The sequence below is a fragment of the Apibacter sp. B3546 genome (assembly GCF_009827885.1).
Taxonomy (GTDB): Bacteria; Bacteroidota; Bacteroidia; order Flavobacteriales; family Weeksellaceae; genus Apibacter.
Map to the genome: position 1 here is coordinate 26,328 of NZ_WINW01000036.1, position 26,505 is coordinate 52,832.

19 protein-coding genes and 1 riboswitch are annotated in these 26,505 nt (G+C 31.4%); of the genes, 6 read left to right on the forward strand and 13 right to left on the reverse strand.

Annotated features, from left to right (window positions below; genetic code table 11):
* Nucleotides 1-80: 80 nt before the first annotated feature.
* The 7 genes from GFU93_RS07955 to GFU93_RS07985 all read right to left on the reverse strand — a co-directional run bounded on the left by GFU93_RS07955 (nucleotide 81) and on the right by GFU93_RS07985 (nucleotide 12,948).
* Entirely contained in the window at nucleotides 81-2,036 is a 1,956-nt protein-coding gene (locus GFU93_RS07955) for a putative porin (RefSeq protein ID WP_160568580.1), read from the reverse strand.
* A 208-nt stretch (nucleotides 2,037-2,244) separates the two neighbouring features.
* Entirely contained in the window at nucleotides 2,245-3,660 is a 1,416-nt protein-coding gene (locus GFU93_RS07960; RefSeq protein ID WP_160568582.1) for a RagB/SusD family nutrient uptake outer membrane protein, read from the reverse strand.
* Between the two features lie 17 nt (nucleotides 3,661-3,677).
* Nucleotides 3,678-6,749 carry a SusC/RagA family TonB-linked outer membrane protein gene (locus GFU93_RS07965; RefSeq protein WP_160542512.1) on the reverse strand — a complete coding sequence of 1,024 codons (3,072 nt, stop codon included), beginning with the start codon at nucleotides 6,747-6,749 and terminating at the stop codon, nucleotides 3,678-3,680.
* 249 nt (nucleotides 6,750-6,998) lie between these two features.
* Nucleotides 6,999-9,845: a translation initiation factor IF-2 gene (gene infB / locus GFU93_RS07970; protein ID WP_160568585.1), complete on the reverse strand. Its 2,847-nt coding sequence runs from the start codon at nucleotides 9,843-9,845 to the stop codon at nucleotides 6,999-7,001.
* Nucleotides 9,846-9,908: 63 nt separating this feature from the next.
* Complete coding sequence (nusA, locus tag GFU93_RS07975; RefSeq protein WP_105296345.1) at nucleotides 9,909-11,144, reverse strand: transcription termination factor NusA; 1,236 nt, start codon at nucleotides 11,142-11,144, stop codon at nucleotides 9,909-9,911.
* Between the two features lie 19 nt (nucleotides 11,145-11,163).
* A complete protein-coding gene (gene rimP / locus GFU93_RS07980; protein ID WP_255448668.1) occupies nucleotides 11,164-11,667 on the reverse strand; it encodes a ribosome assembly cofactor RimP in 504 nt (167 codons plus the stop codon).
* Nucleotides 11,668-11,838: 171 nt separating this feature from the next.
* Nucleotides 11,839-12,948 (reverse strand): PorV/PorQ family protein, encoded by a 1,110-nt coding sequence (locus GFU93_RS07985; RefSeq protein ID WP_185150459.1) that lies wholly within the window; start codon nucleotides 12,946-12,948, stop codon nucleotides 11,839-11,841.
* A 155-nt stretch (nucleotides 12,949-13,103) separates the two neighbouring features.
* On the opposite strand from GFU93_RS07985, the gene GFU93_RS07990 reads away from it, so the two are divergent.
* The 3 genes from GFU93_RS07990 to GFU93_RS08000 are packed head-to-tail and all read left to right on the forward strand — an operon-like array spanning nucleotide 13,104 to nucleotide 15,200.
* On the forward strand, nucleotides 13,104-13,850 hold the full coding sequence (locus GFU93_RS07990; protein ID WP_160542515.1) for a phosphatidylcholine/phosphatidylserine synthase: 747 nt from the start codon (nucleotides 13,104-13,106) through the stop codon (nucleotides 13,848-13,850).
* The gene (locus tag GFU93_RS07995) at nucleotides 13,831-14,595 is read left to right on the forward strand and encodes a 3'-5' exonuclease (RefSeq protein ID WP_160542516.1); all 765 of its coding nucleotides are present in this window, start codon (nucleotides 13,831-13,833) and stop codon (nucleotides 14,593-14,595) included. The genes GFU93_RS07990 and GFU93_RS07995 overlap by 20 nt, the downstream gene beginning before the upstream one ends.
* On the forward strand, nucleotides 14,592-15,200 hold the full coding sequence (locus GFU93_RS08000; protein WP_160568587.1) for a fumarylacetoacetate hydrolase family protein: 609 nt from the start codon (nucleotides 14,592-14,594) through the stop codon (nucleotides 15,198-15,200). Before GFU93_RS07995 ends, GFU93_RS08000 begins: the two co-directional genes overlap by 4 nt.
* A gap of 5 nt (nucleotides 15,201-15,205) precedes the next feature.
* On the opposite strand, the gene GFU93_RS08005 is transcribed toward GFU93_RS08000, so the two are convergent.
* From GFU93_RS08005 to tpx, 6 genes are all read right to left on the reverse strand, one after another.
* Nucleotides 15,206-15,901, reverse strand: coding sequence for a DUF421 domain-containing protein (locus GFU93_RS08005; RefSeq protein ID WP_105296350.1), 696 nt, complete (start codon nucleotides 15,899-15,901; stop codon nucleotides 15,206-15,208).
* A 410-nt stretch (nucleotides 15,902-16,311) separates the two neighbouring features.
* On the reverse strand, nucleotides 16,312-18,618 hold the full coding sequence (metE, locus tag GFU93_RS08010) for a 5-methyltetrahydropteroyltriglutamate--homocysteine S-methyltransferase (RefSeq protein WP_160568589.1): 2,307 nt from the start codon (nucleotides 18,616-18,618) through the stop codon (nucleotides 16,312-16,314).
* A 191-nt stretch (nucleotides 18,619-18,809) separates the two neighbouring features.
* A riboswitch (cobalamin riboswitch) is annotated at nucleotides 18,810-18,997 on the reverse strand.
* A 121-nt stretch (nucleotides 18,998-19,118) separates the two neighbouring features.
* Nucleotides 19,119-20,219, reverse strand: coding sequence for an NADH:flavin oxidoreductase (locus tag GFU93_RS08015; protein WP_160568591.1), 1,101 nt, complete (start codon nucleotides 20,217-20,219; stop codon nucleotides 19,119-19,121).
* Nucleotides 20,220-20,239: 20 nt separating this feature from the next.
* Complete coding sequence (locus GFU93_RS08020; RefSeq protein WP_160568593.1) at nucleotides 20,240-20,971, reverse strand: SIMPL domain-containing protein; 732 nt, start codon at nucleotides 20,969-20,971, stop codon at nucleotides 20,240-20,242.
* A gap of 83 nt (nucleotides 20,972-21,054) precedes the next feature.
* Entirely contained in the window at nucleotides 21,055-22,122 is a 1,068-nt protein-coding gene (gene fbaA, locus GFU93_RS08025) for a class II fructose-bisphosphate aldolase (protein ID WP_105296353.1), read from the reverse strand.
* A 388-nt stretch (nucleotides 22,123-22,510) separates the two neighbouring features.
* The gene (gene tpx / locus GFU93_RS08030; protein ID WP_160568595.1) at nucleotides 22,511-23,008 is read right to left on the reverse strand and encodes a thiol peroxidase; all 498 of its coding nucleotides are present in this window, start codon (nucleotides 23,006-23,008) and stop codon (nucleotides 22,511-22,513) included.
* A gap of 242 nt (nucleotides 23,009-23,250) precedes the next feature.
* On the opposite strand from tpx, the gene GFU93_RS08035 reads away from it, so the two are divergent.
* The 3 genes from GFU93_RS08035 (at nucleotide 23,251) to GFU93_RS08045 (ending at nucleotide 26,491) form a co-directional block, all read left to right on the forward strand.
* On the forward strand, nucleotides 23,251-23,778 hold the full coding sequence (locus GFU93_RS08035) for an NUDIX domain-containing protein (RefSeq protein ID WP_160568597.1): 528 nt from the start codon (nucleotides 23,251-23,253) through the stop codon (nucleotides 23,776-23,778).
* A 467-nt stretch (nucleotides 23,779-24,245) separates the two neighbouring features.
* Nucleotides 24,246-24,569 (forward strand): MGMT family protein, encoded by a 324-nt coding sequence (locus tag GFU93_RS08040; protein WP_105296595.1) that lies wholly within the window; start codon nucleotides 24,246-24,248, stop codon nucleotides 24,567-24,569.
* A gap of 62 nt (nucleotides 24,570-24,631) precedes the next feature.
* Nucleotides 24,632-26,491 (forward strand): Nramp family divalent metal transporter, encoded by a 1,860-nt coding sequence (locus tag GFU93_RS08045; protein WP_160568599.1) that lies wholly within the window; start codon nucleotides 24,632-24,634, stop codon nucleotides 26,489-26,491.
* Nucleotides 26,492-26,505 lie beyond the last annotated feature (14 nt).

The window sequence follows — 26,505 nt, forward strand, 5'->3', positions numbered from 1 at the left end:
TTTTATACGTAATAGTAAACTCTAATTTATGAAAAATTTCGCTTATAAAAAAGGAATTGTAAGATTTTTATTCATGGTTTTTAGGTGAATATATACCAGAGTATTCCTATATTTAAACGAAAATCTGTATATGGATTGAGTGGTGAACTGTAGAATTTGTAACCACTAAAACTGGAGTTGAAATGTTGTCCTTCCAGTATAATCAACATTCTTTTGACTTTAAAATGCAGAAATAAATCTAATACGGGATATTCTCCGATATTATAATTTTCTGTTTTTGATTGTAATCTAAACTCGTTGGTTACCGGTAAAAAGAGTCTGGATTGAAATTTATTAAAGTAATAAGCATTTAATCCTAATTGGAATTCTGCATTATTTTTAAATGCTTTTGATTGGTAATAAATGGTTGCTCTACCAATGAAATCCGGCAAGGGTAAGAGTTGTTTATTACTGGTAACATTTTGATATGCTAAATTAGTTTCCAAATGGAATTTTTTATATTGAAAACTGTTTTTCAAACCTACTTGTACTATATCAACCGAAGAACCGGATTGCTTAGGAAGATAATCACTATCTAAATAGGTATAATTTTTTATATTATAAAATTGTGTAAAAACTCTTGTATTATAAGGTTTTATATGTAGTTCTCCTCCCGCTTGAACTGTTCTTTCTTTTTTCGGGTCATCCATAAAATAATTCATGGATTTATAAAAACTTTGATTATACAGCAAGTTTAATGACGGTATCTGGGATTTAACTCCTACATTAGCTTCTAAATAATAATCTTTTAAAGGACTGACTATTAAATGATTGTCTAAGTAATACGAATTTTTAAATTCATCTCCCGTCATTGCCTCTCCTTGTGATTTTAAAACAATTTCTTTCTTCCAGTTAAATGCAAGTTTTCCGGCTATTCCCACTCGATTGTCTTTGAGATTTTTGGGAAAGGAAATACTTGGATCTACTATTCGGTCAAAATTAAATTCTAAATGTTCATATTTAAGTCCTGTTTCCAAATGTAATTTATCGCTCCAATCAAAAACTGCCATGGATTGATTGGTAATCTTTCTAAGTTTTTTTGTGTTGTAATGACTTTTCAAATTGTCTACATCAAAAATACCTTGTTTATCTGAAAAATAGGTATTTAGATTTTTAAATTCTTCATAGGTAAAGTGGGAAGATTCTGCCGAAAAAATATTTTTTATAGATAACGGATAGGTGTTATGTCCCGAATTAAGAATTCCTAATTGTTGACCGACATAAAATCTTCTTCTTCCATATTTTGATTGCGCTCCTGTAAGGTTTACTTCCATTCGGTCCCGATCTTTAAATCGGCTGTCTCCATCTTCGAAATTTTTTGGAAATTGAATTCCTCCGTTTTCTTCATCGTCTACATTAGCTGTTATATAGTGAGTCCACAAATTATATTTTTGATTTTTGGTATGATAGGCAAGTGTGAATAAAAGTGAATTATTGGAAGCTAATTGTTCTAAATATTTTCCTTCTGAACGTAATCCTCTGTATTGTATGGAATAATTTAGCCTTGAATTGATATTATGTGTAAATAAACTTGATAATGAATGGCCTTGTTTATATCCATTGTTATATTGGAATTCGGTCATCGGGGTCTGAACATCAAAATATCTTACTTCATCAGCTTCTATTAGGTTAAAAGATTTTCCCGTAGGAATTAAATCTATTCCCGAGTTAATTTTAGTTGAAAATAATAAAGGATTAAAAGTATGTCCTATATTGGAAAACGGCATGGCGCCAAAACTATCTTTGTGATTGTACATTTTATTGCTATAGTATTTATCTATAGTTAAAACCGTATCAAAGATTTTTTTCGCATGGTCTTCCGTCCAATATTTATAGGATTGTATGGTTGGGTTATAAATTTTAATTGAATCAGAAGAGATAGTTTTACTGTTTGTTACAGGCATTTCGTTTGTTTTCCCTTCTGAAACCTGAGCAAAAGAAAATATTGAAACTATGCTTGAAAATAAACAGATAAAATATATTCTAATTCTACTCATGTACGTAAACAATATGCAAATATAAAAATAAAAAAACGGCAAAAAAACCGACTGTTTACTCTATATGTTATATTATTCTTAATATCTGTTAAAATAATGCCGAATATCATTATTTACGTTCTGTATTTAAAATTATTTTAGTGTTTATTAAAAAGCTATCTATAAAAAAACCACCTTAAATAAGGTGGTTTTTTGTGTATATAATTTATTAATACCCTTTATTTTGTTGATCTTTGTTCATACCGGCATTATTATCTATTTCGGATTGCGGTATCGGAAAAGTTAATCTGAAATCTCCAACTGGGAAAGTAACATCTTGTTCTCCTGTTAAGTCTATTCTTGTTAAGGTTTTATTCCATCTTAACAAATCCCAAACTCTGAATCCTTCTCCTACTAATTCTTTTCTTCTCTCTTCTTTTACATCATCCATGGTTATTGTTGTTAATGGAGTAATTCCTCTTTGAGCTCTAATTCCGTTTACTAATTCTAAGGCTTCAGCACTAGAACCTCCTCCTCCCATTAATATGGCTTCTGCCTGATTTAAGGCTATTTCTTCATATCTTACTAACTTTTGATTGGATTCTCCTGTTAATAACGGATATTTACCTTCAATATAGGTTGCATTTTTGGAAGAATTTTGACGCAACATTCCGGTTTTGTCTTTACTATCTTTTTTGATTTTAGCTCTGATATCTTCAGGGTCGTATGCTGCAACTAAACTTGGGTTTAATCGGGTATTGGCATATCCTTCTGATGAAAAAATATAACCTACACTTGAAGTACCAATAGCCCCTGCAACGCCATAAGCTAATTCAAATATTGAGTTAAGCCCTTCTATTCTCCAACTGGTTACATATAAACCTTTGTCAATAGGTGCATATTGAGCCGTAACTTCACCGGCATATTTATATACATTAGTATAGTCTTCTTTGTATAAATAGTATCTCGACATTAATCCGGCTATCGCTCCTTTAGTTAATTTTTGTTTAACATCAATGTTATATACTGATTTTTCATAGGCTTGTTGAAAATCAGATTCGATTTGAGCATAACATTCATCTAAGGTTGCTCTTGATACAGCGAATGTTGCCGGATTGGTTGTATTGTCTAAAATTAAGGGAACACCTAAATTTTTATCTTGTGTATATTTTTGTCCAAACAATTTTATGAGATCGAAATATGCCCAAGCTCGGATTGCATAGGCTTGTGATTTAATTTCGTCAATTTTTTCTTCCGAAGTTCCATCTGTTATAGTTGCGTTTATGACAATATTTGCATTGGATATTACTCGATAGATTCTTTTCCATGTTTCACTTGCATAACTGTCGGTTGCATTCATGGTAAATTGAGAAACTGTCTGATATCTTCCGGAAGAACCTGTTGAGAACATTTCATCACTTCCTCTAACTTCTCCGAAAACTACATAATTACATCCGTAATAATATTGGGATCTCATTAAGGCATAAGTTCCGTTCATAAATGTTTCCAGCTGACCCAAAGTAGTAATGGGCGTTTCATCTATTACATCGGTTTGTTGCAATTGTGGGTCTGTAAAATCATCTGAGCATGATACGGTTGAAATTAATGATGATAAAACAGTTGCTAATAATATTATCTTTTTCATGGTTATCTTCTTAATTTTTAAAATCCAACATTAACTCCAACAGTAAATGTTTTTAATATAGGTTGTTCAAAGTTACTTCCTCCTCCATTGACATTTTGTTCAGGTTCTATTTTCAGATGCCTTACTTTACTGTCAAAACAATAGGTCCAAATATTGGTTCCTCGTAGATATATTTTAAGGTTAGTTAATCCTATATCATCTAATACTGATTTTGAAAAAGTATATCCGATGGTTAAGTCTCTTAATCTGATGAAATCGCCATCATATAAAAATCTGGTTGATGAATAGTTGGATTTTGAAGAATTGGTAAGTATTGGTTTTGGATTTGAAGCATGAGGATTATCCGGCGTCCAGAAATCGCCTTGTTCTTCATATCCTCCATATATATGTATGTATTGTCCGTCACTGGTAGTATAATTTCTCCATCCATCATATATTTTATGTCCGAAATTACCACTGAAGGTTGCAGATAAAGATATTCTTTTATAAGATAGATCTGTTGAAAGCCCTGCCATGTATTTTGGAAGTGTAGTTCCTTGAACGGCTCTTTCTGCTTTATTATAATCGGTAGTTACTTCTCCTCCTTTTCCATTTACATACCATTGTCCTTCTCCTGTAGTAGGGTTAACTCCCGCCCATTTCCTCATATACCAACTTTTTACGGCTTCTCCTTTTCTAACAATATTTACCCCTGTAATAGATTCACCTAACGGAAGATTTGTTACTTCATTTTTTACGTAAGTGAAATTACCGGATAGATACCAGTTGAACCCGTCAGGGGTATCTGATTTGATTATTGTTCCTCCTAAATCTAATTCAATTCCTTTGTTTACCATATCTCCGGCATTAACTAATACGGTAGAGAAACCTGTGGTTAATGATATACCTTTAGGGAATATTAAATCTTTTGTCTTTTTGTGAAAGTAAGATGCTGAAAAATTCAATCTGTGATTAAAAAATTCAGTTTCGAAACCTGCATCAAACTGTCTGATTTTTTCCCAAGTGAAATCTTTATATCCTAATTGATAGATATATCCTCCCGCAGCATCATTATAATTTAAATCATATCCATATTGTGCAAATGAATTTAAATCGTCATATAGTAATTGATTGCCTAATTCTCCATATGATGCTTTGATTTTTAATAAATCAATGGATGATCCGATTAAAAATCTTTCATTGGAAATATCATAAGCTGCTCCTACAGACCAGAATGTCCCCCATTTATTACCTGAACCAAAGTTATTTAATGCTTCTCTTCTTATCGTTCCGTCCAGAAAATACTTTTTACTGTAATCGTAACTTACATTCGCTGCATATGCATTTCTTGTAGCGATATAGCCATTTCCGGTGGTTTCTTCATTTTTAACAAAATTATCTGTAGAATATAACCCCAGTCTTCCTAATGTAGTATTTGAAGTGCTTAAGTATTTATAGTCTTTTTTATAAGCTTCTTGTATAATTCGTGTATCAAAGTGATGATTTTCTCCTACTGTGAAAAAGTAATTTAAAATATTCTGAACATTCCAGTTAAAATATCGCACTCTTTCATTAATCATTCTTCCATTTGTATTTGCTCCGTCTCCATGAATTGGATTATCATATTTATCTCTTTCCATGTTTATATACTCCGGTGCAAAATTTATCACATACCTTAAATTATTAATAATCTTGTACTCACCTTGTATATTAGCAAAAACTCTGGCTGTTTTAGTGGTTATGTAGTTATTTTCCAATAAATACGCGGCATTAAACATACCGTTAAACATTCTTCCACCTTCTCCTAAATTGTAACTTCCATCCGGATTTTTTGCAGGATCAGTTGGCAGCATAAAGTATTTAGTTAATAACGGATTTGAAAAATATCCTCCGTTTAAAACACTATTTTGCTTGGTATAAGCCGCATTGATATCTGTACGAATGGTTAATTGATCTGTTGCTTTATAATCAGTTGCTAATCTTCCACTTACTCTATCAAAGTCTGTACTTCTTACAGTACCTTCTTGTGAGAAATAATTAAGAGAGGAAGCATATTTTAATTTATCTGAACCTCCGGTTACTCCAATATTTAGGCTGTTTTGAGAGGTATAATCTCTTTCCACAAGTTTAGTCCAATCAGGAACCTCAGTTTTACCATCCCATAACGGCAAAGTAGTTTCTTTTGGAGCCAATTCATTGTTTATATAATCGATGGCTTCTTGTTCTGTTAAATTTCTTTTATTTTTTACCGCTTCTGTTAAAACTCTGTTCCATGTTCCCGGAGTGATTGATTTTGGGCCTTTTACCGCTTTTTTTCCAAAACCTCTTTCCAAGTCAACTGAAAATTTAGCTTTCCCGTTTTTTCCTTTTTTGGTAGTTATCACAATAACCCCCGCTCCTGCATCAGCACCATACAAAGAGGTAGCTGCTGCATCTTTTAAGACCGTATAGGATTCTATATCATTGGGATTTATGGTTGCTAAAACATTCGTTGAAGGATCTGTTTCGGATTTGTTACGATTATTGGTTAAATTACCTGAAGAAATTCTTACCCCGTCAATGATGTAAATCGGATTGTTATTTCCGTTCACAGAGGTAACTCCTCTCAATCTTATTTGTGCAAGTCCACCCGGCTGACCTGTAGAGGAGTTTACTGATAAACCTGAAACTCTTCCTGCTAAGGCTTTATCAAATGATGCAATCGGGGCATTTGATATGTCTGATCCTTTTACCACAGATGCTGTTCCTACCACATCTTTAGCATCTCTTATTCTACCGAATCCTAAAACAACTACTTCTTCAATTTCCTTTTCGTCTTTTTTCTCGATTTTTTTAGAAAATTTAAATGCTAAATCATCTTTTGCTATTACTTCTTCAGATTCTTCTTCTAAATTCGTAATTACTAAAACATCCCCAACTTTTCCTGCTGATAATTCAAAATTACCGTCATCATCGGTTCTTGTAAAAGTATTCGTTCCCTTAATTTCGACCTTTGCTCCTATGGCAGGTTCACCATCAGCCTCTTGTACATTTCCTTTAATTTGCCCAAAAGCAAATTGACCGGATAAGCACAATCCTAGCACACTTAAAATTTTAAGTTCTTTCCTCATACAATAATATATACTTAGTTAAACAACAAAATTCTAACATTTTTTTAATATATCCAAAAATAATATTAAATTATCTTAAAATAATAGCTTTTTGTTATAAATATAGTTAAATTATTATGTAAATATTAAATAATAAAAAAATTAGACGTAATTCATTGAAAGAACACTATAATATAAGATGGTTGGAAATAAAAAAAGCTGTATGAAATTTCATACAGCTTTTATATTAGTTATGTATAATTTTAAAATTTAAATCTTCAATTTTTTCTTAACTTCTACTTCTTCGTATACTTCCAATAAATCTCCTATCTGAATATCATTATAATTCTTAATATTCAATCCACATTCGTATCCTTTGCTTACTTCTTTTACATCGTCTTTAAATCTCTTTAAGCTTTCAAGCTCACCGGTATATACTACTATGCCTTCTCTAATGATACGTATTTTAGAATTTCTGTTAATAGTTCCATCTAAAACCATACATCCGGCAATAGTACCCACTTTTGAAATTTTAAAGGTTTCTCTGATTTCAACATTTCCAATAATTTGTTCTCTGATTTCAGGAGAAAGCATACCTTCCATAGCTTCTTTAACATCGTTAATTACGTCATAGATAATGGAATAGGTTCTAATTTCGATTTCTTCTCTTTCTGCTAATTCTCTGGCACTTTGGTTTGGACGAATGTTAAATCCAATCAATATGGCATCTGAAGCTGCCGCTAATAAGATATCAGACTCTGTAATCTGTCCAACTCCTTTATGGATGATATTGATTTGTATCTGATCATTAGATAATTTTTGTAAAGAATCTGTTAGTGCTTCTACTGAACCATCTACATCTCCTTTTAGGATAATGTTTAATTCTTTAAAATCACCTAAGGCAATTCTTCTTCCAATTTCATCTAAGGTGATATGTTTTTGTGTTCTTATGGATTGTTCTCTGATTAATTGCTCTCGTTTGTTAGCAATTTGTTTTGCTTCTTTCTCATCCTCAAATACCCTAAATTTATCCCCTGCAGTTGGTGCTCCATCTAAACCTAAAACCGTAACGGGAACTGATGGACCGGCTTCTTTCATTGGTTTTCCTCTTTCATCCATCATGGCTCTAACTTTACCGTGATTTTTCCCCGCCAAAATGTAGTCTCCAACTCGTAAAGTCCCATTTTGTACTAATATGGTTGATACATAACCTCTTCCTTTATCTAAGGCTGCTTCAATAACCACTCCATTAGATAATCGGTTAGGATTGGCTTTTAAATCCAATATTTCAGCTTCTAATAATACTTTTTCAAGCAGAATATCAACATTGGTTCCAAACTTAGCGGAAATTTCTTGGGATTGAATATTACCTCCCCAATCTTCTACTAATAAGTTCATTTGCGATAATTCTTCCTTAATTTTATCAGGGTTGGAATTAGGCTTATCAATTTTATTAATTGCAAATATCATAGGAACTCCCGCTGCTTGAGCGTGACTGATTGCTTCTTTGGTTTGAGGCATCACATTATCATCTGCTGCAACTACTATAATTGCTAAATCGGTTACTTGAGCACCCCTTGCACGCATGGCGGTAAAGGCTTCGTGTCCGGGTGTATCTAAAAAAGTGATTTTTTGCCCATTGGAAAGCTTAACATTATAAGCCCCTATATGTTGTGTTATCCCTCCGGATTCACCGGCAATTACATTGGTATTTCTTATATAATCCAGCAAAGAAGTTTTTCCGTGGTCCACATGTCCCATCACTGTAACGATTGGAGCTCTGGTAACCAAATCTTCTTCTTTATCTTGTTCTTCTTCAATAGCAGAATCATCTACTTCAGAATCGGTAAATTCAATTTTATAACCAAACTCATCGGCTACCAATACCATGGTATCAGCATCTAACCGTTGATTCATGGTTACCATAACACCTAAAGAAAAACATGCAGAAATAATTTCAGTTGCTGCAACATTCATTAGACTCGCCAACTCGTTAACAGTGATAAACTCAGTTACTTTTAGGGTGTTATCTTTTCTTTCTTGTTCGTGTAATTCAGCTTCTTGTTCTCTTCTTTGAATTCTTTTATCTCTTCTGAATTTTGAACTTTTAGATTTTCCTCCTTTGGAGGTTAATTTTTCTAAGGTTTCTTTTATTTGATTTTTTACTTGTTCATCCGTTAATTCTGCCGGACGAACATTTCTGTTTCCTCCACCAGAATTTGGACGTCTGTTTCCTCCGCCTTTTTTAAAGTTTTTATTTTGTCCTTGACCTGATCCTCCTTTTTTATCTCCGTTGTTGTTTATTGATTTAGCAACCGCATTTACATCAACTTTAGAGTCTTTAACAATTCTTTTTCTTTTCTTTTTCTCAGAACTTGAATTTTCTTTATTGACTTTTTTAGGTTTTTGAAATTGTGTTAAATCAATCTTTTGACCTGTAATTTTAGGTCCGTCCAACTTTTGGTATTGGGTTTCTAACTTTTCAGGTTCGTCGTCTTGTGATTTTTTTTCATTCTCCTCAACTACCGGTGAAGAAGAAACGACCTGTGGTTTTTCTGATTTTTTTTCTTCTTTGATTTCCTGTTTCGGCTGCTCTTCTGCATTTTTCTCTTTCTGTTTTTTAACCGGATGTGTAGGTTCCTTAGCTCTTTGCAGGTCTTCAGGAGATATTTTTCCAACTATTTTAATACCCGATTTTTTTTCTTCTACAGGTTTAGTTTCTTTTTGCTCAACATTTTGAGAGGAAGTTACTTTTTCTTCTTCTTTTTCTTTCTCTTTTCTAAAATCTTTTTTAGTCTTTCTATGAGCATCTAGGTCTATTTTACCTATTGTTTTAGGTGCAGCTATTTCATCGGCTTTAACCTTAAATATTTCCGGTTGCTCCACCTTCTCTTCCTTTCTTCTTTCCGGAATTTTGTTTATGACCACATCTAAAGACGCATCTTTTTTCATTTTATCTTCTGAGAATTCAGTAACTAAGAGCTGATACGCTTTTTGATCTAACTTTACGTTAGGGTTTTTCTCAATCCCGACATTTTGAGAATGTAAATATTCTACTGCTCTGTCAAGAGAGATATTAAGGTCTTTTAATACTTTACTTAATCGAATACCCGACATATTATACTTTGTTGTTATTCTATTTTTTTTACAAATATGATAATTTATTGAAAGAAATTTACATTATTCTTCAAATTCTTCTTTTAAAATACGGATCACATCTATAATGGTTTCTTCTTCTAAATCCGTAAGTTCTAATAAATCATTTACATCTTTTTCTAATACAGATCGTGCTGTATCTAATCCTACTTTTTTCAATTCTTCAATAACCCAGCTTTCTATTTCATCGGAAAATTCTGTCAATTCAATATCTTCTTCTTCCGGCTCATCTCTTCGTACATCAATCTCATATCCTGTTAACCAACTAGCCAATTTAATATTTTGTCCTCCTTTACCTATCGCTTTAGACACTTCTTCAGGTCTTAAGAAAACTACTGCATGTTTGTTTTCTTCGTCTAGTTCCATGGAAGATACTTTTGCGGGACTTAAAGCTCTTTGGATAAATAATTGCTGATTGTTGGTATAACTGATTACATCTATATTTTCATTTCTCAATTCTCTTACAATTGAATGGATTCTAGATCCTTTCATACCGACACATGCTCCTACCGGATCTATTCTGTCATCATAGGATTCTACTGCTACTTTGGCTTTTTCTCCCGGTATACGAACAGTTTTCTTAATGGTAATTAATCCATCATATATTTCAGGAATTTCAAATTCAAACAGTTTTTCCAAAAATTTAGGTGAAGTTCTTGAAAGGATAATTAATGGTTTTCCTCCCTTAAAGCCCACTTCTTCTACCACGGCTTTTACGGTTTCTCCTTTTCTGAAGAAATCGGATGGTATTTGATTTTCTTTTGGAAGTATCATGTCATTTTGATCTTCATCCATTAAGATAACCTGCTTATGACGAATATAATGGACTTCACCGCTTACAATTTCTCCTTCTATTGATTTGAATTTTTCATATAAATTAGAGTTATCGTATTCGGCTATTTTTGTGTTCAATACCTGTTTGAATGCAAGAATATTTCTTCTTCCTAATTCGTTTAATTCAATCTTTTGGGTATATTCTTCTCCAACTTCAAAACTTGGATCAATTTTTCTAACTTCGCTAATTTCTATTTCTAACAAATCATCTTCAGACATTTCATCTTCAACGATTTTTCTATTTAAATATATTTCCAAGTCCCCTTTATCCGGGTTAACAATAACATCAAAATGATCATCTGAACCATATCTCTTTCTTAAAACGGTTTTCATTGATTCTTCAACGATTGCCATTAAAGTAATTCTATCTATATTTTTCTCGTCTTTAAAATCTGCAAATGATTCTATTAACTCTATACTATCCATCGGTCCGTTCTAATTTAAATTAAAATTTTATATTAATTGTTGCTCTTTTTATATTGCTGTAAAATATTTCTTCTTTGACTTCTATAGTTACTTTTCCTTTACCTACTTCTTTAGCCCTTCTTTCCTTCCATGTAAGAACTACTTTTTCTTCGTCTGCATCAACTATAGTTCCATTTAGCTCTATATTTTCTATAGTAATAATCTGTAGATCCCTTCCCTTATTTTTCACATACTGTCTTGGATATAATAAAGGATTGGTTATACCGTAAGAATAGACTGACAATTCAAAATCTTCTTCTTCTCTGTCTAAGTTATTTTCAATTGCTCTACTGCAATCTAAACAATCTTGCACAGAAACTCCTTCGTCTCCGTCTATGGTAACTTCAATTTTATTAGTTTGAGAAACTTTACAAGATATTAAAAACAAATCTGCTCTAGTTTGAAGAAATTCTTCTAATAATACATTTACTTTCTCTTCCAATGCCATAATAACACCCTCTAATAAACAACTAAATCTTAACAATAATTTACTATACTATTTTTTCTAAGAATAAAGTACAAAAAAAAGCCCTTGTAGATAGGCTTTTAATAATCTTTTAAATCCCAAAAACTTTACAAATGTAATACTTATTTTCTAAATAATAAAATTATACTCTCTATGTATAAGATAATTACAGTTTTATATTTTATAAGATTATTTAATAAACTCAGCCATATCGATTTTAACTGAAAATATATTAGAATATAATGCGACTGAAGAATTTCCGATATTAGTTAGTGCATAATCTACCGTTACTCCTTTATAACGAAACCCTATACCTGCATTGGGCTGAATTGTTAATTTTCTTGAATCGTCAAAACGGGTTTCATATTGCATATTATTTAAACCCGCTCGTACAAAAACCACATGATCATAATCTAATTCTATCCCTAAAGATGGGGACATACTCAGCGCTTCTGATGAAAGCCAATCATTGTTTTTATCAAATTCAAAATTTAAATCTAACTCAGCTAACAGCCCGAATTTATCATTTAAATCGAATTTTTTGGCTGCGCCTAATTTTAATTTAGGTATGGTTAACTCTATTTTATCTTTGGGCGCTTCATTAAGTGTTTCTCCGTCTAATTCTAATTTATTTAATTTTTTTTCATTTACGGACCATGCATTAAAAGTGGTTGTTATATCTCTGGCCATAATTCCAAAATAAAATTGATCTTGGGTTCGATATTGCAATCCTGCGTCTAATCCAAAACCGAATGCATTGGCAAATTTACCGATATGCCTATATACTATTTTTGCATTCGCTCCTATTGAAAGATTAGGGTCATTGAATAAATTACCGGCATAGGAGGCCATAAAAGCATAATCTGCCGTTGAAAATCGACTTATTTTATTGTAATCTATATTCCCTTGATTATCGATCAATTGAGTAGTATTCATAATATCATCTACCGCAAATCGGTAGAGTGAAAAACCAATCGTTCCTTCCGTTCCACTGTTTAAAGGAATTGCTGCAGCTGCATATTCATATTTGGCGATGGATTGAAAATATTCTGCATGCATCAAAGCTCCTTGCCAAGCATCTCTGACTTCCGTCAACCCTGCCGGATTCCAATATCCTGCATTTACGTCCGATACACTAGCTATCACTGAATTACCCATCCCAAATGCACGAGCATCTGCTCCTATATTTAGAAATTCATTTGAATACTTTCTAAATGCTTGCGCATGAAGATTTATATTAAAATGAAAAGCCCAAATGATGAAGCTTAAAGTAATTTTTTTTAGAATTTTCCCTTTCAACAAATAGTATTTTTTTGTATAAATAAACTATCGTATAAACGTTGAAAACCGTTATTTATTACTTGGGCTGCCTCGGATTTTTAAAAATAATTATTACTTTTATAACTTAATTTGCTTTGTATTTAACAATACATTATTCATAAATACCTGAAAAAATGAAATATCTTCCTAATACACTAACTCTTGCTAATTTACTTTGTGGTAGCATTGCGTGTATTTTAACTATAATAAAAGCTCCCATTGAATATATTTTAATCCTGCTTTTATGTTCTTTGATTTTTGATTTTTTCGATGGTTTTGCCGCCCGTCTTGCAAAGGTTTCCGGACCTTTTGGAAAGGAACTTGATAGTTTGGCAGATATTGTTACGTTTGGCGTATTGCCCGGCTTATTTATGTTTACCATGTTGGGAGGAGATGATTTTTATTCTCGTATAAGTACGTTTTCAAACGGATTTATTCATAATAAATACATCGTTTTATTTCCATTTTTTGGATTGTTGATTACTTTATTTTCCGCTCTGCGTCTTGCTAAATTTAATTTAGATGAGGAACAAAGTTATTATTTTAAAGGATTGCCTACTCCTGCAAATACTATCTTGATATTTTCATTATACTATTTACATCAAAATCATACGTATTTATTATTGGATAATTCTTGGTTTTTGTTATTCATTACTGCCTTATCAAGCTATTTACTGGTTGCCAATATTCCCTTATTGGCTTTTAAATTTAAAAACTTAACTTGGAAAGATAATTCTCTTGTATACTCTTTCCTTATAATTTGCATAGTATTATTAATTTTCCTTAAAATATCAGCTATACCAATACTTATATTAATTTACTTAATTTTATCAATTATATTTCGAAAAAAAATTATTTCAAATGGAACTAAAACTACATAAATCAATCTGCTTTTTCGATCTTGAAACTACCGGAATAAATATTAGCAAAGACCGGATAGTTGAAATTAGTATATTTAAAGTAAACCCTGACCAATCAAAAGAGAGTAAAACTTGGAGAGTTAATCCTGAAATTCCAATTCCAAAAGAATCGTCTTTAATTCATGGAATTTATGATAAAGATATTGTCGATGCTCCTACTTTTAAAGAAATTGCTCCTCAGGTTCTCGAAATGATTAAAGATTCTGATCTTTCAGGATATAATTCCAATCGATTCGATATTCCATTACTTGCGGAAGAACTTTTGCGAAACGGATTTGAATTTGACATAAAAAAACACCGCCCGATTGATGTTCAAGTAATCTTTCATAAAATGGAACCCAGAAATCTTTCCGCAGCTTATAAATTTTATTGTGATAAGAATTTAGAAAATGCTCATTCTGCTTCTGCAGATACTTATGCTACGTATGAAATATTAAAGGCTCAACTTGAAAAATATGAGGATATTCAAAACGATGTGAAATTCCTTCATGAGTTTACCATGCAAAATAAAAATGCTGATTTGGCAGGATTTGTTGGAATAGATAAGGATGAAGACGAGGTTTTCAATTTTGGAAAATACAAAGGTAAAAAATTGAAAAATGTGTTTTTGAGTGATTTAGGATATTATTCCTGGTTAATGAATGCTGATTTTCCTTTATATTCGAAAAAAATTTTTACAAGAGCAAAATTAAAAAGTGTTTTATGAAATTTATCTGTGTAGGAAGAAATTATAGCAATCACGCGAAAGAATTAAACAATGAGATACCTAAAGATCCGGTTTTATTTATTAAACCGGATACCGCTTTAGCCAGACCCGGTGATGATTGGTATATTCCAGAATTCACTGAAAACCTTCAGCATGAAGTGGAAGTTCTTATAAAAATTTCTAAAGTTGGAAAATACATTCAACCGGAATTTGCCGGAAATTATTACTCTGAAATCGGACTTGGCATTGATTTTACTGCTAGAGATTTACAAGACCGATTAAAAGAAAAAGGGCTTCCCTGGGAAAAATCTAAGGCTTTCGATCGATCTGCTTTAATTGGAAATTTTGTAAGTAAAGAGAAGTTTAATTTAGATAATTTGAATTTTTCTTTAGTGAAAAATGGCAATATTCAGCAAAAAGGAAATACTTCAGAAATGATTTTTTCATTTGATTACCTCATCTCATATATTTCTCAATATTTCACTTTAAAAATGGGCGATATTATTTTTACCGGAACGCCATCGGGAGTTTCAAAGCTTAGTGAAAATGATTTTTTGGAAGGTTTTATTGAAAATGAGAAGTTTTTTGAGATTAAAATCAGGTAATAGTTTTAATCATTAACCTTTAATTTATAATCCTGACTTTTAGGTACAATAAAAAATTTATTCGGAGACCACTGTGCAAGGAAAATTTTAGATACATCATCATATCCTTGTTTTCTTAATTCATTTTTTAGCCAATCTTCTGTTTTATCAATTCCTTCTAAATAGACATGGTTAATTTTGCCATCAATAACCAGTAAGACTGCGTATTTATCATAATCATCTGTAAATGCGGTAATGGAGCCGTCTTGTTCCATTTGAGCAAAATATACTTTAGATATATCGTATATACCATTATTTTTTAGTACACTGGCATAAGTCATTATATCAATCTTTGCTTTTTTAAATCCTTCTATATTAAATTTTCCTTTTAATACTAAAGGTATAATAGGGCCTTCTACTAATCCTCTTAAACGACTATATTTTTTTGTGAGAAATGCTATTAAATACACAATGAATGTCCAAATAAACAACACTAAGGCAAATTCCATAATAGAAATATTCGGATTATATATAATTCCACCTACCAAGCCCCCTAAGACTATATTCTGAATTAGATCAATTCCGGAAACTTGGTTTAAAATGGTTCTTCCTACTAATTTAATGTAAATTAAAACGGCGATGAATGCTACTACTAATTTTATCGATATAAATATGTTATCATATATATTGAAGCTTCCGAAAACTGCATTTTTTAAATCCATGATATTCTATATTTGTAATTTAGTGTTATATACAAAAATATAAATTAATTTAATATATTAATGTATAATTATTTAAATGTTTCTTATTTTATTTTAAAGAAATATATACATATAAAATTATAATAAAATGAAAATAAGCTGAAAGCTTAATGCTTTCAGCTTATTCTTAACACACAAAATGTATAATCAACTTTTGTTTCTTATCCTATTTTAGCTATTTAAAATTAAAATACTACTAAGACAATTATAATTTTGTTTTAATAAATCATTTTTAAGTTTTAATATATCGAACTCTAGAATTTTTTAACTTTTCATTGAATTCTAACCTTTGGTTTAAACGACTTTTAAGAAGTTACGATCATATTTAAAACATTTATACGTATTATACCGACCGATACTAAAAAGATCGTTTAGTATTGTTCTCGCATTTCTGTTGCTGCTCCTACCATTTCAATTAATGCTTTTTCTGTTTCTTCCCATCCTCTTGTCTTAAGTCCACAATCCGGGTTAATCCACAATTGCTCTACCGGTATACTTTTAATTGCTTTTTTCAATAAGGAAACCATTTCATTTTTGGACGGTATTCTCGGAGAGTGTATATCATAAACACCCGGACCAATATCGTTAGGGTATTTAAATTCTGAAAAAATGTTTAACAACTTCATATCTGACTTAGAGCATTCTATGGTAATTACATCCGCATCCATATCTGCTATGTTTTGTATGATATCATTAAATTCTGAATAACACATATGAGTATGAATTTGTGTTTGATCTTTTACCCCACAGGATGCAATTCTAAATGCTTTTATAGCCCACTCTAAATAGGTTTGCCAATCTTTTTTACGTAACGGCAGCCCTTCTCTTATGGCCGGTTCATCTATTTGAATAATTCGTATTCCTGCTTTTTCCAAATCTACTACTTCTTCTCTAATGGCTAATGCAATTTGGAAACAGGTATCTTTTCTCGGTTGATCGTCTCGCACAAAACTCCATTGCAATATGGTTACCGGTCCGGTCAACATACCTTTTACATTTTTATTTGTTAAGGATTGTGCATAGGAAGACCATTTCACAGTCATAGGATTAGGCCTGAATATATCACCATATATGATGGGTGGTTTCACACAACGGCTTCCATAACTTTGTACCCATCCGTTTTTGGAAAATGCAACTCCTTCTAATTGTTCTCCAAAATATTCCACCATGTCGTTTCGTTCAAACTCCCCGTGAACCAATACATCTATACCTATTTTTTCTTGGAATCGTATTGTTTTTTCAATTTCCTTTTTAATCAGCGCTTCATATTCTAAAGGTGTTATCAATCCTTTTTTTAGTTTAGATCTCCAACTTCGGACTTCGGATGTCTGAGGAAATGAGCCGATCGTAGTTGTTGCAAATAAAGGCAACTGCAAAGCTTCAGATTGTTTTTTCTTTCGTTCTGAAAATACGGAATTTCTTTTATCTTCAACATTTTCTATATTCCTTATTTTTTCTTTTACTTTTTCGTTATGTATTAAAGCTGATGTTTTTCTGCTAGTTGCAGCCGCTACATTTTCCTGTAATTTTTTTTGTAAATCCGGGGAATCTTCTTTTGCCGCAAGCTTTTTTAAGGTTACTACTTCATCGATTTTCTGTTTTGCAAAAGCCAACCAATTTTTAATTTCCGATGAAAGGGCTTTTGTATCTGTTTCCAATTCCAAGTCAACTGGACTATGAAGAAGTGAACAAGAAGGAGCTATTAAAATTCGGTCTTTACCAATTTTGGAAACAGCTTTTTGAATAAGTTTCAATGATTTTTCGAAATCATTTTTCCATATATTTCTTCCATCAACGATTCCTAAAGAAAGGATAAGTTTTTCCGGAATATTTTCTAAAACTTCATCTAATTGTTCCGGACAACGTACCAAATCAATATGTAATGCCTGTACGGGTAGATTAAAAGCAAGTGCTAAATTGTCTTTCAATCCGTCAAAATAGGTAGTTAGTATTTTATTTATATAAGGAAATTGTTTATGAATTTCTTTATAAGCATATTGGAAGGATTCTTTCGCTTTTTCATCTAAATCCAAAGCTAAGAAAGGCTCATCAAACTGCACCCATTCAACACCTTCTGCCTTTAATTTATTTAGGATTTCTATATAGACAGGAAGAATATTTTTTAGTAAATCCAGCTTATTGAAGTTTTCCTCTTTTTCTTTTCCCAACAACAAATAAGATACAGGGCCTATTATAACCGGCTTTGTATGGATTCCCGCATTTTTAGCTTCTAAATATTCATCAATAATTTTTGTTGAAAACAAGGAAAATTTCTGATTACTTTCAAATTCAGGGACAATGTAATGATAATTGGTATCAAACCATTTGGTCATTTCCATGGCTTTTATATCAATGCCTTCTTTTTGATGTCCTCTGGCCATGGCAAAATATAAATCTAATTCTGTATTTGATTTATCCAGTATTACCTTATTATATCTTTTAGGGATAGCTCCGACCATTAGTGACATATCAAGTACCTGATCATAATAAGAAAAATCATTAGATGGGATCCAATCAATCCCTAATTCTTTTTGAGTTACCCAGTTTCGGTGCCGGATATCTTTACTTGTTATCATCAGTTCTTCGACTGACGCTTTACCTGCCCAATATTTTTCACAGGCTTTTTTAAGTTCTCTGTCACTACCAATACGCGGATAGCCAAGATTGTGTGTTTGCATTTTTATAACTTTTTAAACGATTATATTATAAAAAGCTCTTATTGCTAAACTTCACAATGCTCTCTTTCTTTGTTAAATAAAATCAAATTTCAAAACAATTTTGACATACAAGTAAACTAATTATTCTAATGATCTTAAAGTTTCTTGTAGCCCAATTATATTTTTTGTGATCTTGCTTTTACTCGCGAAAGCATTGTCAATTAAGAACAGGCAGGTCTCCTGGCTTATAACATTTTATCTACCTTCTCACCTTTTAAATCGGCAATGGTTTTATTGATAAAATTTTTTTAGGTTACTTACAGTTGCGCGTCAGCTCATGATTCACACATGATTCCCTATTAAGTCGTTTTTACACAGCACCTTATTCTTGTTGATAAAGAAATTAAGTAAAGAACTTATATATACAAAGATAAAAAACCTTTGCTTTTATCTCTTTATTAAAATAAATAAAAATTAAAACTTGGTTTTTGTTTTTATTTTACTACTATTTTATGTTTTTATTAGTACAATTCTTTAAGTTGATCCTTAGAAAATCCTTTAAACTCAGATAAGTTTCCATTTTTAATCTTTAATGCCCATTCAGGATCTGCAAGTAGTGCTCTTCCTACTGCTATTAAATCAAATTCGCCTGCATCTAATCTTCTATTTAATTCGTTAAGAAAATTATCAGAAGCTTCAAAACTTTGTCCTTTGAATGCCCCTAAGAAATCTCCGGTGAGCCCCACAGATCCAACACTTATGGAAGGTTTGCCCGTTATTTTTTTTGCCCATCCTGCAAAATTTAAATCAGAATTTTCAAATTCGGGCTCCCAAAATCTTCGTTGTGAGCAATGAAAAATATCAACTCCGGCATCTGATAACGGTAGTAACCATTCTTCCATTTCTTCCGGTGTCTTTGCCAATTTAGCGGAATAATCTTGTTGTTTCCATTGTGATAAGCGTAAAATTATAGGAAAATCTTCTCCTACCGCATTTCGAACCGCTTTTACAACTTCAATGGCAAAACGACTCCTTTCGGCCAGGGTAGCTCCTCCCCATATATCATTTCTTTTATTGAGCTTATCCCAAAAGAATTGATCGATCAAATATCCGTGCGCTCCATGCAATTCCAGAGCATCAAAACCAATTTTTTTGGTTTGGTAAGCTGCTTCTGCAAAAGCCTCAATTGTATTTTCAATATCACTTTCGCTCATTTCTTTTCCGCCTTTTGTTTCCGGATTTAAAAGTCCGGATGGTCCCTCAAAAGGCTCTGATGGTTTCCAGTTTTTATGGGCCGGTATTATTCCCATATGCCAAAGTTGCGGAGCTATTTTACCACCTTTAGCATGAACTTCTTCAACCACCTTTTTCCAACCTTCTAAGGCTTGTTCTCCATAAAATACAGGTATATTTGGGTCGTTGGAAGATACCACCCTGCGAACAACGGTTCCTTCTGTAATAATTAAACCCACTTCGGCCTGTGCTCTTCTTTGATAATAATCAGCTATTTGTTTACCGGGTATTCCATCATAAGCAAATGATCGGGTCATAGGCGCCATGACTATCCTGTTTTTTAATGATAGTTTTTTTGATGTAAACGGTTGAAATAATTTGTGTACCATTTTAATTTATATCGTAGTTATTAGTTAATTTCATATTCTAAACGAATGGTAATGCTTGCTGTTTTTTTCTTGGATGATACATTAAATGCTCCTCCCCAAGAGTAATCATCTTCAGATGAATTTTGAGCAGTTATTTGAAAAACCCCTTGATTGGCATTTTTTAATTTGCCTAATTTACAACCGGCGTTAATTGCTATTTCTTCTGCTCTTTTTTTTGCATCTTTGGTTGCATCTGAAATCATCTGTATTTTTAAATCAGACAATTTAGTATAGTAATATAAAGGCGATCGGGAATAGAGCTCTACTCCGTTATTAATCAATTCTGTAATTTGACGGGAAAGACCTTCTACTTTACTCACATTTTTAGATTCTATGGTTATGGTTTGATTTAATTCATACCCTGTAAATATATTTTGATTTATTCCTTCTTTGTATCTACTATCATATTGTTTACTTATTTCTACTGAGGAAAAAACTATTTCTTTATCGGAAAATCCTTTGGAAATCAAATATTCTCTTACTTTTTTTCTATCTGCATCTAATTCGGCATAGGCTTGTTTTAAATCGAGATTTTTCTTTGAAAAATCGGCTTTCCATACTATTAAATCAGATTCAAAATCTTTTGTGCCTAATCCTTTTACTGTTATAGTATTGGATTGATTTCTTTTTTGGTAAGAATTACCTAAAAAATATGCAGCAAGAACGATTGAAATGGACGCTAGTAATGTTGATACTATTAGATAATTTTTCATACCTCTTTTTTTTCAAATATACAAAAAAAGCACCTCAAATAAAGGTGCTTTCATTTTTTATAAATAAAATTTATATTTTTTTACTATAATGTATTGATATTATTTAAATCTTCAAAAGCTTTTTCCAATCTTTTTGAGAATCCTTCTTCACATTTTCTCATCCAAACTCTTGGATCATAAAATTTCTTGTTTGGAGCTTCATCTCCGGTTGGATTACCTACTTGAGTTCTTAAATAATCAATATTTTTTTCTACATAATCTCTAGCCCCTTCGGTATAAGCAAATTGTAAATCTGTATCAATATTCATTTTAACTACTCCGTAGCTTATGGCTTCTCTTATATCTAACAAGGAAGAACCTGATCCTCCATGAAATACAAAATTAATCGGTTTTGAAGGTCCGCCCACTTGTTTTTGAACGTATTCTTGTGAGTTGTGAAGTATTTTAGGCTCTAATTTAACATTTCCCGGTTTATATACTCCATGTACATTACCAAATGCTGCTGCAATAGTAAAATTAGGACTTATTGCGCTTAATGCTTTATACGTTTTATAAACATCCTCAGGCTGTGTATATAATTTTGAGCTTTCTATATCTGAATTGTCAACTCCGTCTTCTTCTCCACCTGTTATCCCTATTTCAACTTCTAGAGTCATTCCTAATTTTGCCATTCTTTCAAAATATTTGGAAGAGATTGCTAAATTTTCATCTAAGGGCTCTTCTGAAAGATCTAGCATGTGTGAAGAGTATAGTGTTTTTCCTTCTTTTTTATGGAATTCTTCACATGCATCTAATAACCCGTCAACCCAAGGTAATAGTTTTTTTGCACAATGATCAGTATGTAAAATTACAGTTGCCCCATAGGCTTCTGCCAACGTATGGACATGTTTTGCTCCAGCTATAGCCCCTAAAACATCTGCTCTAAGGGAAGAGTTTTTATATCCTTTACCTGCATTAAATTGAGATCCTCCGTTTGAAAATTGTATAATTAAGGGAGCATTTACTCTAACAGCTGTTTCAAGAGCTGCATTTACATTGCTAGATCCTATAACGTTACATGCCGGTAAAGCAAACTGATTTTCTTTAGCATAATCGAATATTTCTTTTACTAGCGAACCGGTTGCTACTCCTGCTGGAAATTTTCTGCTCATGATATTATAATTTTTTTTGTTATACTTTTTTAAATTGTAAATGTAAAAACTATTTATATCTCAAAGAGTTATTTTATGTTGAAATTTCTCATGTTTTATTTTTTTTAACAAAAAGTTATAATTTTATTGAAATTATCGGGTTAATTTCTCATTATACATCTAACGTTTTATAGAAACTTTAGTACTTTTTTAGAATTTACCATATTTCTTTTAAAATATAAATCTTAGTTACTATATCAAGAGTTAATAACATTTTTTACTTTACATTGAATTCAAATAATTATTACTCTCAATTATCATACTAATCTTTCATTTGGAGAAATTAGATAAAAATACAAATGCCTCATATTTGAAAAATATAAGGCATTCCTTTTTTTTGATAGATTTTTTATTTTAATATAGCTGTTACTTTTTCATAATTAGGCTCATGAGTAGTTTCAGCTACTTGTTCTTCATAAATAATTTCTCCTGACTCATTAATAACAAGTACTGATCTGCTAAGTAATCCTTTTAACGGGCCATCTGCAAATTCTAAATTATATACCTTACCAAAATCTGAACGAAAGGCAGAAAGCGGGATAACATTATCTAAACCTTCTGCGGCACAAAAACGTTTTTGAGCAAAAGGAAGGTCTTTTGAAATACATAAAACCACAGTGTTTTTCATTTCAGATACTTTTTCATTAAATTCTCTGACAGACATAGCGCATGTGTCTGTATCCACACTTGGAAATATGTTTAAAACAACTCTTTTTCCTGTATAATCCGATAATTTTTTTTCTGATAAATCCGTATCCACTAATATAAAATTTGGAGCCTTACTTCCTATTGATGGTAGGTTTCCCAATGTATGAACTTCATTTCCTTTTAATGTTATTGTTGCCATTGTATTATTTTTATTTACGGTTAATTATTACTATGAAAGATTTACAAAGACTAATGTATGAAATAATATTAATTTTGATGATTTGTAAAATATTATATTATATAATTCTTTTATTAATAATTTCTATTTAAATGTTACTATTTATTTTGAAAAGTATTTTCTATTATTTTCATATAAAATAATTTTTGATATCTATATTTTTAAAATACTTAATTAAATTTGGGTATTAAAACTTATGTGATATGCAACCCATTTTCAAATTCTGCCCAAATTGTAAAAGTGATCATTTAGAATATCCGCATGGATCTAAAATTGTATGTTTAGATTGTAATTTTGAATACTATCACAATACAGCCGGAGCAACCGCTGTGGTTATTCAGAAAAATGATGAAATATTATTTACTATTAGAAACAAAGAACCTAAAAAAGGCTTTTTAGATCTGGCAGGAGGATTTATTGAAGCCGAAGAAACCGCTGAACATGGAAGCTTTAGGGAATTACAAGAGGAATTAAATATATCGATTGATTTATCTAAATTAAAATATATATGTTCCCATCCTAATACTTATTTGTACAAAAACATCCTATACAATACCATTGATTTATTCTTTCTTTATAAAGATGAGAATTTATCTATCGGAGATTATGATCCGATTGAATTAAAAGGATATGTGTGGAAAAAATTATCCGATATAGATCTTAATGAAATTGCTTTCGACAGTCACAAGAAAACGCTAACTCTTTTGAAAAATAATTTAAAGGGATCTTAAGTATACTTGTTTTCTTGTAAATTATGAAAGCGTATCGGTATTTTGATTATTAATTTTATATTAAATTTTAAACCACTATAATTAAAAAACAAGTCTAAAAAAGAAATGATTCTAATTAAATTAGAATCATTTCTTTATTTTTACTTTCAAATTTAATAAAAAACAATAATTATTTATAGAAAGTAAAAATCTCAAATTCTCATTTTTTATGTTATGTTTGAAGCCTAAACTTCCTGTCCTGCTAATATAATAAATTATATTTTATATATAAAATTTAAAGCAAATAATTTAATAATAATCAATAAATTTTATTCTTTACTTGTAAAATTACTAATAGAAGAACACAAAACGTATTATCTTTTTTTCTTACTTTTCAGTACTTAAAATGTTTTAAAAAAATTTAGTTGCATCGCATTTTATTTGCTTACACTAGTTAATTATTGAAAATTATTTTTTTCATTTATTCCATGGAATCTACCAATTTTTATGAAAGGGTATATGAAATTGTACGAAAAATACCTTACGGTAAAGTAACCACTTACGGACATATTGCGGCTTATTTGGGAGTTAAAAGTTCCTCCCGAATGGTAGGTTATGCCATGAATTCTTCCCATTCAATATCAGACATTCCGGCTCATAGAGTTGTAAACCGAAACGGAATGCTAACGGGAAAATTCCATTTTCCCACCCCTACACTTATGGAAGAACTTTTAGAAAATGAAGGAATCCCAATTAAAAACGATAAGATCATTAATTTTAAAGATTATTTATGGATACCTGAAAATGATTGATATTATTATTTTACAATGCAAAAATTTTATTTAAATTTGCAAATATTAGAAAAGCCTAACAATTGAGTAAGAAATCTCTTCAAGAAGTTCATGAAAGTATTAATACCGAAAATCCAAAAAGATGGAAAAGGATACTTTCTTTTTTCGGGCCGGCTTACCTAGTGGCCGTTGGATATCTTGATCCCGGAAACTGGGCAACTGACATTGCCGGGGGCAGCAAATTTGGATATGCTTTAATATGGGTTCTATTAATGAGCAATATTATGGCATTATTGCTTCAAGCATTAAGTGCTCGTTTAGGTATTGTTCGCGGATTAGATTTGGCTCAAACTAACAGGGAGTACTATCCGAAATGGATGAACTATATTCTATATGGTTTTGCTGAAATAGCGATAGCTGCAACAGACTTAGCCGAAGTTTTAGGAATGGCCATCGGTTTACAGCTTCTTTTCGGACTTGATCTTATTTGGGGTGTTTGGTTGGCAGCTTTGGACACACTGCTGTTACTTGTTTTACAACGGTTTGGTATACGAAAAATGGAAGCGTTTATCATCGCTTTGGTGGCTATTATAGGAGGTTGTTTTCTTATTGAAATGTTTTTAGCTAAGCCTGATCTTATTGCAGTTTCTAAAGGATTTAAACCTACTCTTCCCAATACTGAGGCTTTATATATTGCAATTGGAATTATTGGGGCAACTGTTATGCCGCATAATTTGTATCTTCATTCCGCTTTGGTTCAAACCAGAAAAATTAAAAGAGATTATGTATCCATAAAACGAGCCATTAAATATAATTTTTTTGACAGTCTCATCGCATTAAACATGGCTTTTTTTGTAAATGCTGCCATTTTGGTGCTTGCTGCTTCAACATTTTACAGTGCCGGATTACATGATATAGAAGGATTACATGATGCATATAAAATGCTATCCAATTTATTAGGTCCTCTTTCTCCTGTTCTTTTTGCTATAGCTTTAATTGCTGCCGGTCAGAGCTCTACCGTAACCGGAACGCTTGCTGGTCAAATTGTTATGGAAGGGTACTTGCACTTTAGAATGAATCCTGCCTTGCGACGATTATTAACACGTATTATAGCTATTATACCGGCTGTGATTGTAATAAGCCTGTTAGGGGAAAGTTCCGTTGATGAAATGCTTATTTTTAGTCAAGTGCTTTTAAGTATGCAATTAGGTTTTGCCGTAATCCCTCTGATCCATTTTGTTAGTGATAAAGAAAAAATGGGAAAATTTGCTATTAAATTACCTTTAAAAATTATATCTTGGATCGTATGTACAATCATTATCTTGTTAAATATAAAGTTAATTTACGATGAAGAAATTAATGTTTATTACAATGAGGATATAATTTTAAGTGTAAAAATTATTTTGGGAATTATATCTTTAGGCTTATTATTATTCTTGATTTGTATTGTTTTATATCCTTGGATAAAAAAGTCCCAAAAAATAAATTTTGGTATTCACCAATTACCTTCTGAAAAGAGTATAGATAAATTGCATCCATTTAAAGTTATTGGCATAGCATTGGATTTTACTAAAGGCGATCAGCGGGTTTTGAATTACTTACCAATTTTCGCTGATATTAATTCACGTATCGTATTGTTTCATGTTACTGAAAGTGCTTCTGCGAACTATAACGGAAAATTAGCGAATGATTACGAAGTGAAGTTTGATCAAAATAAATTGGATGATTATAAAAATTTTCTACTTAAGGAAGGATATATGAATGTCGAGACTAAATTAGGATTTGGTAATCCTACTATTTCACTTCCTAAATTAATTAATGATACTAAAGTTGATGTCTTACTAATGGCAAAACATGAATATAAAGGAATCCCTGATTTTACGTTTGGTATAATGTCTAATCGATTAAGCAATAAAACAAACGTTCCTATTTTAGTAGTATAAATTTGAATTTAGAT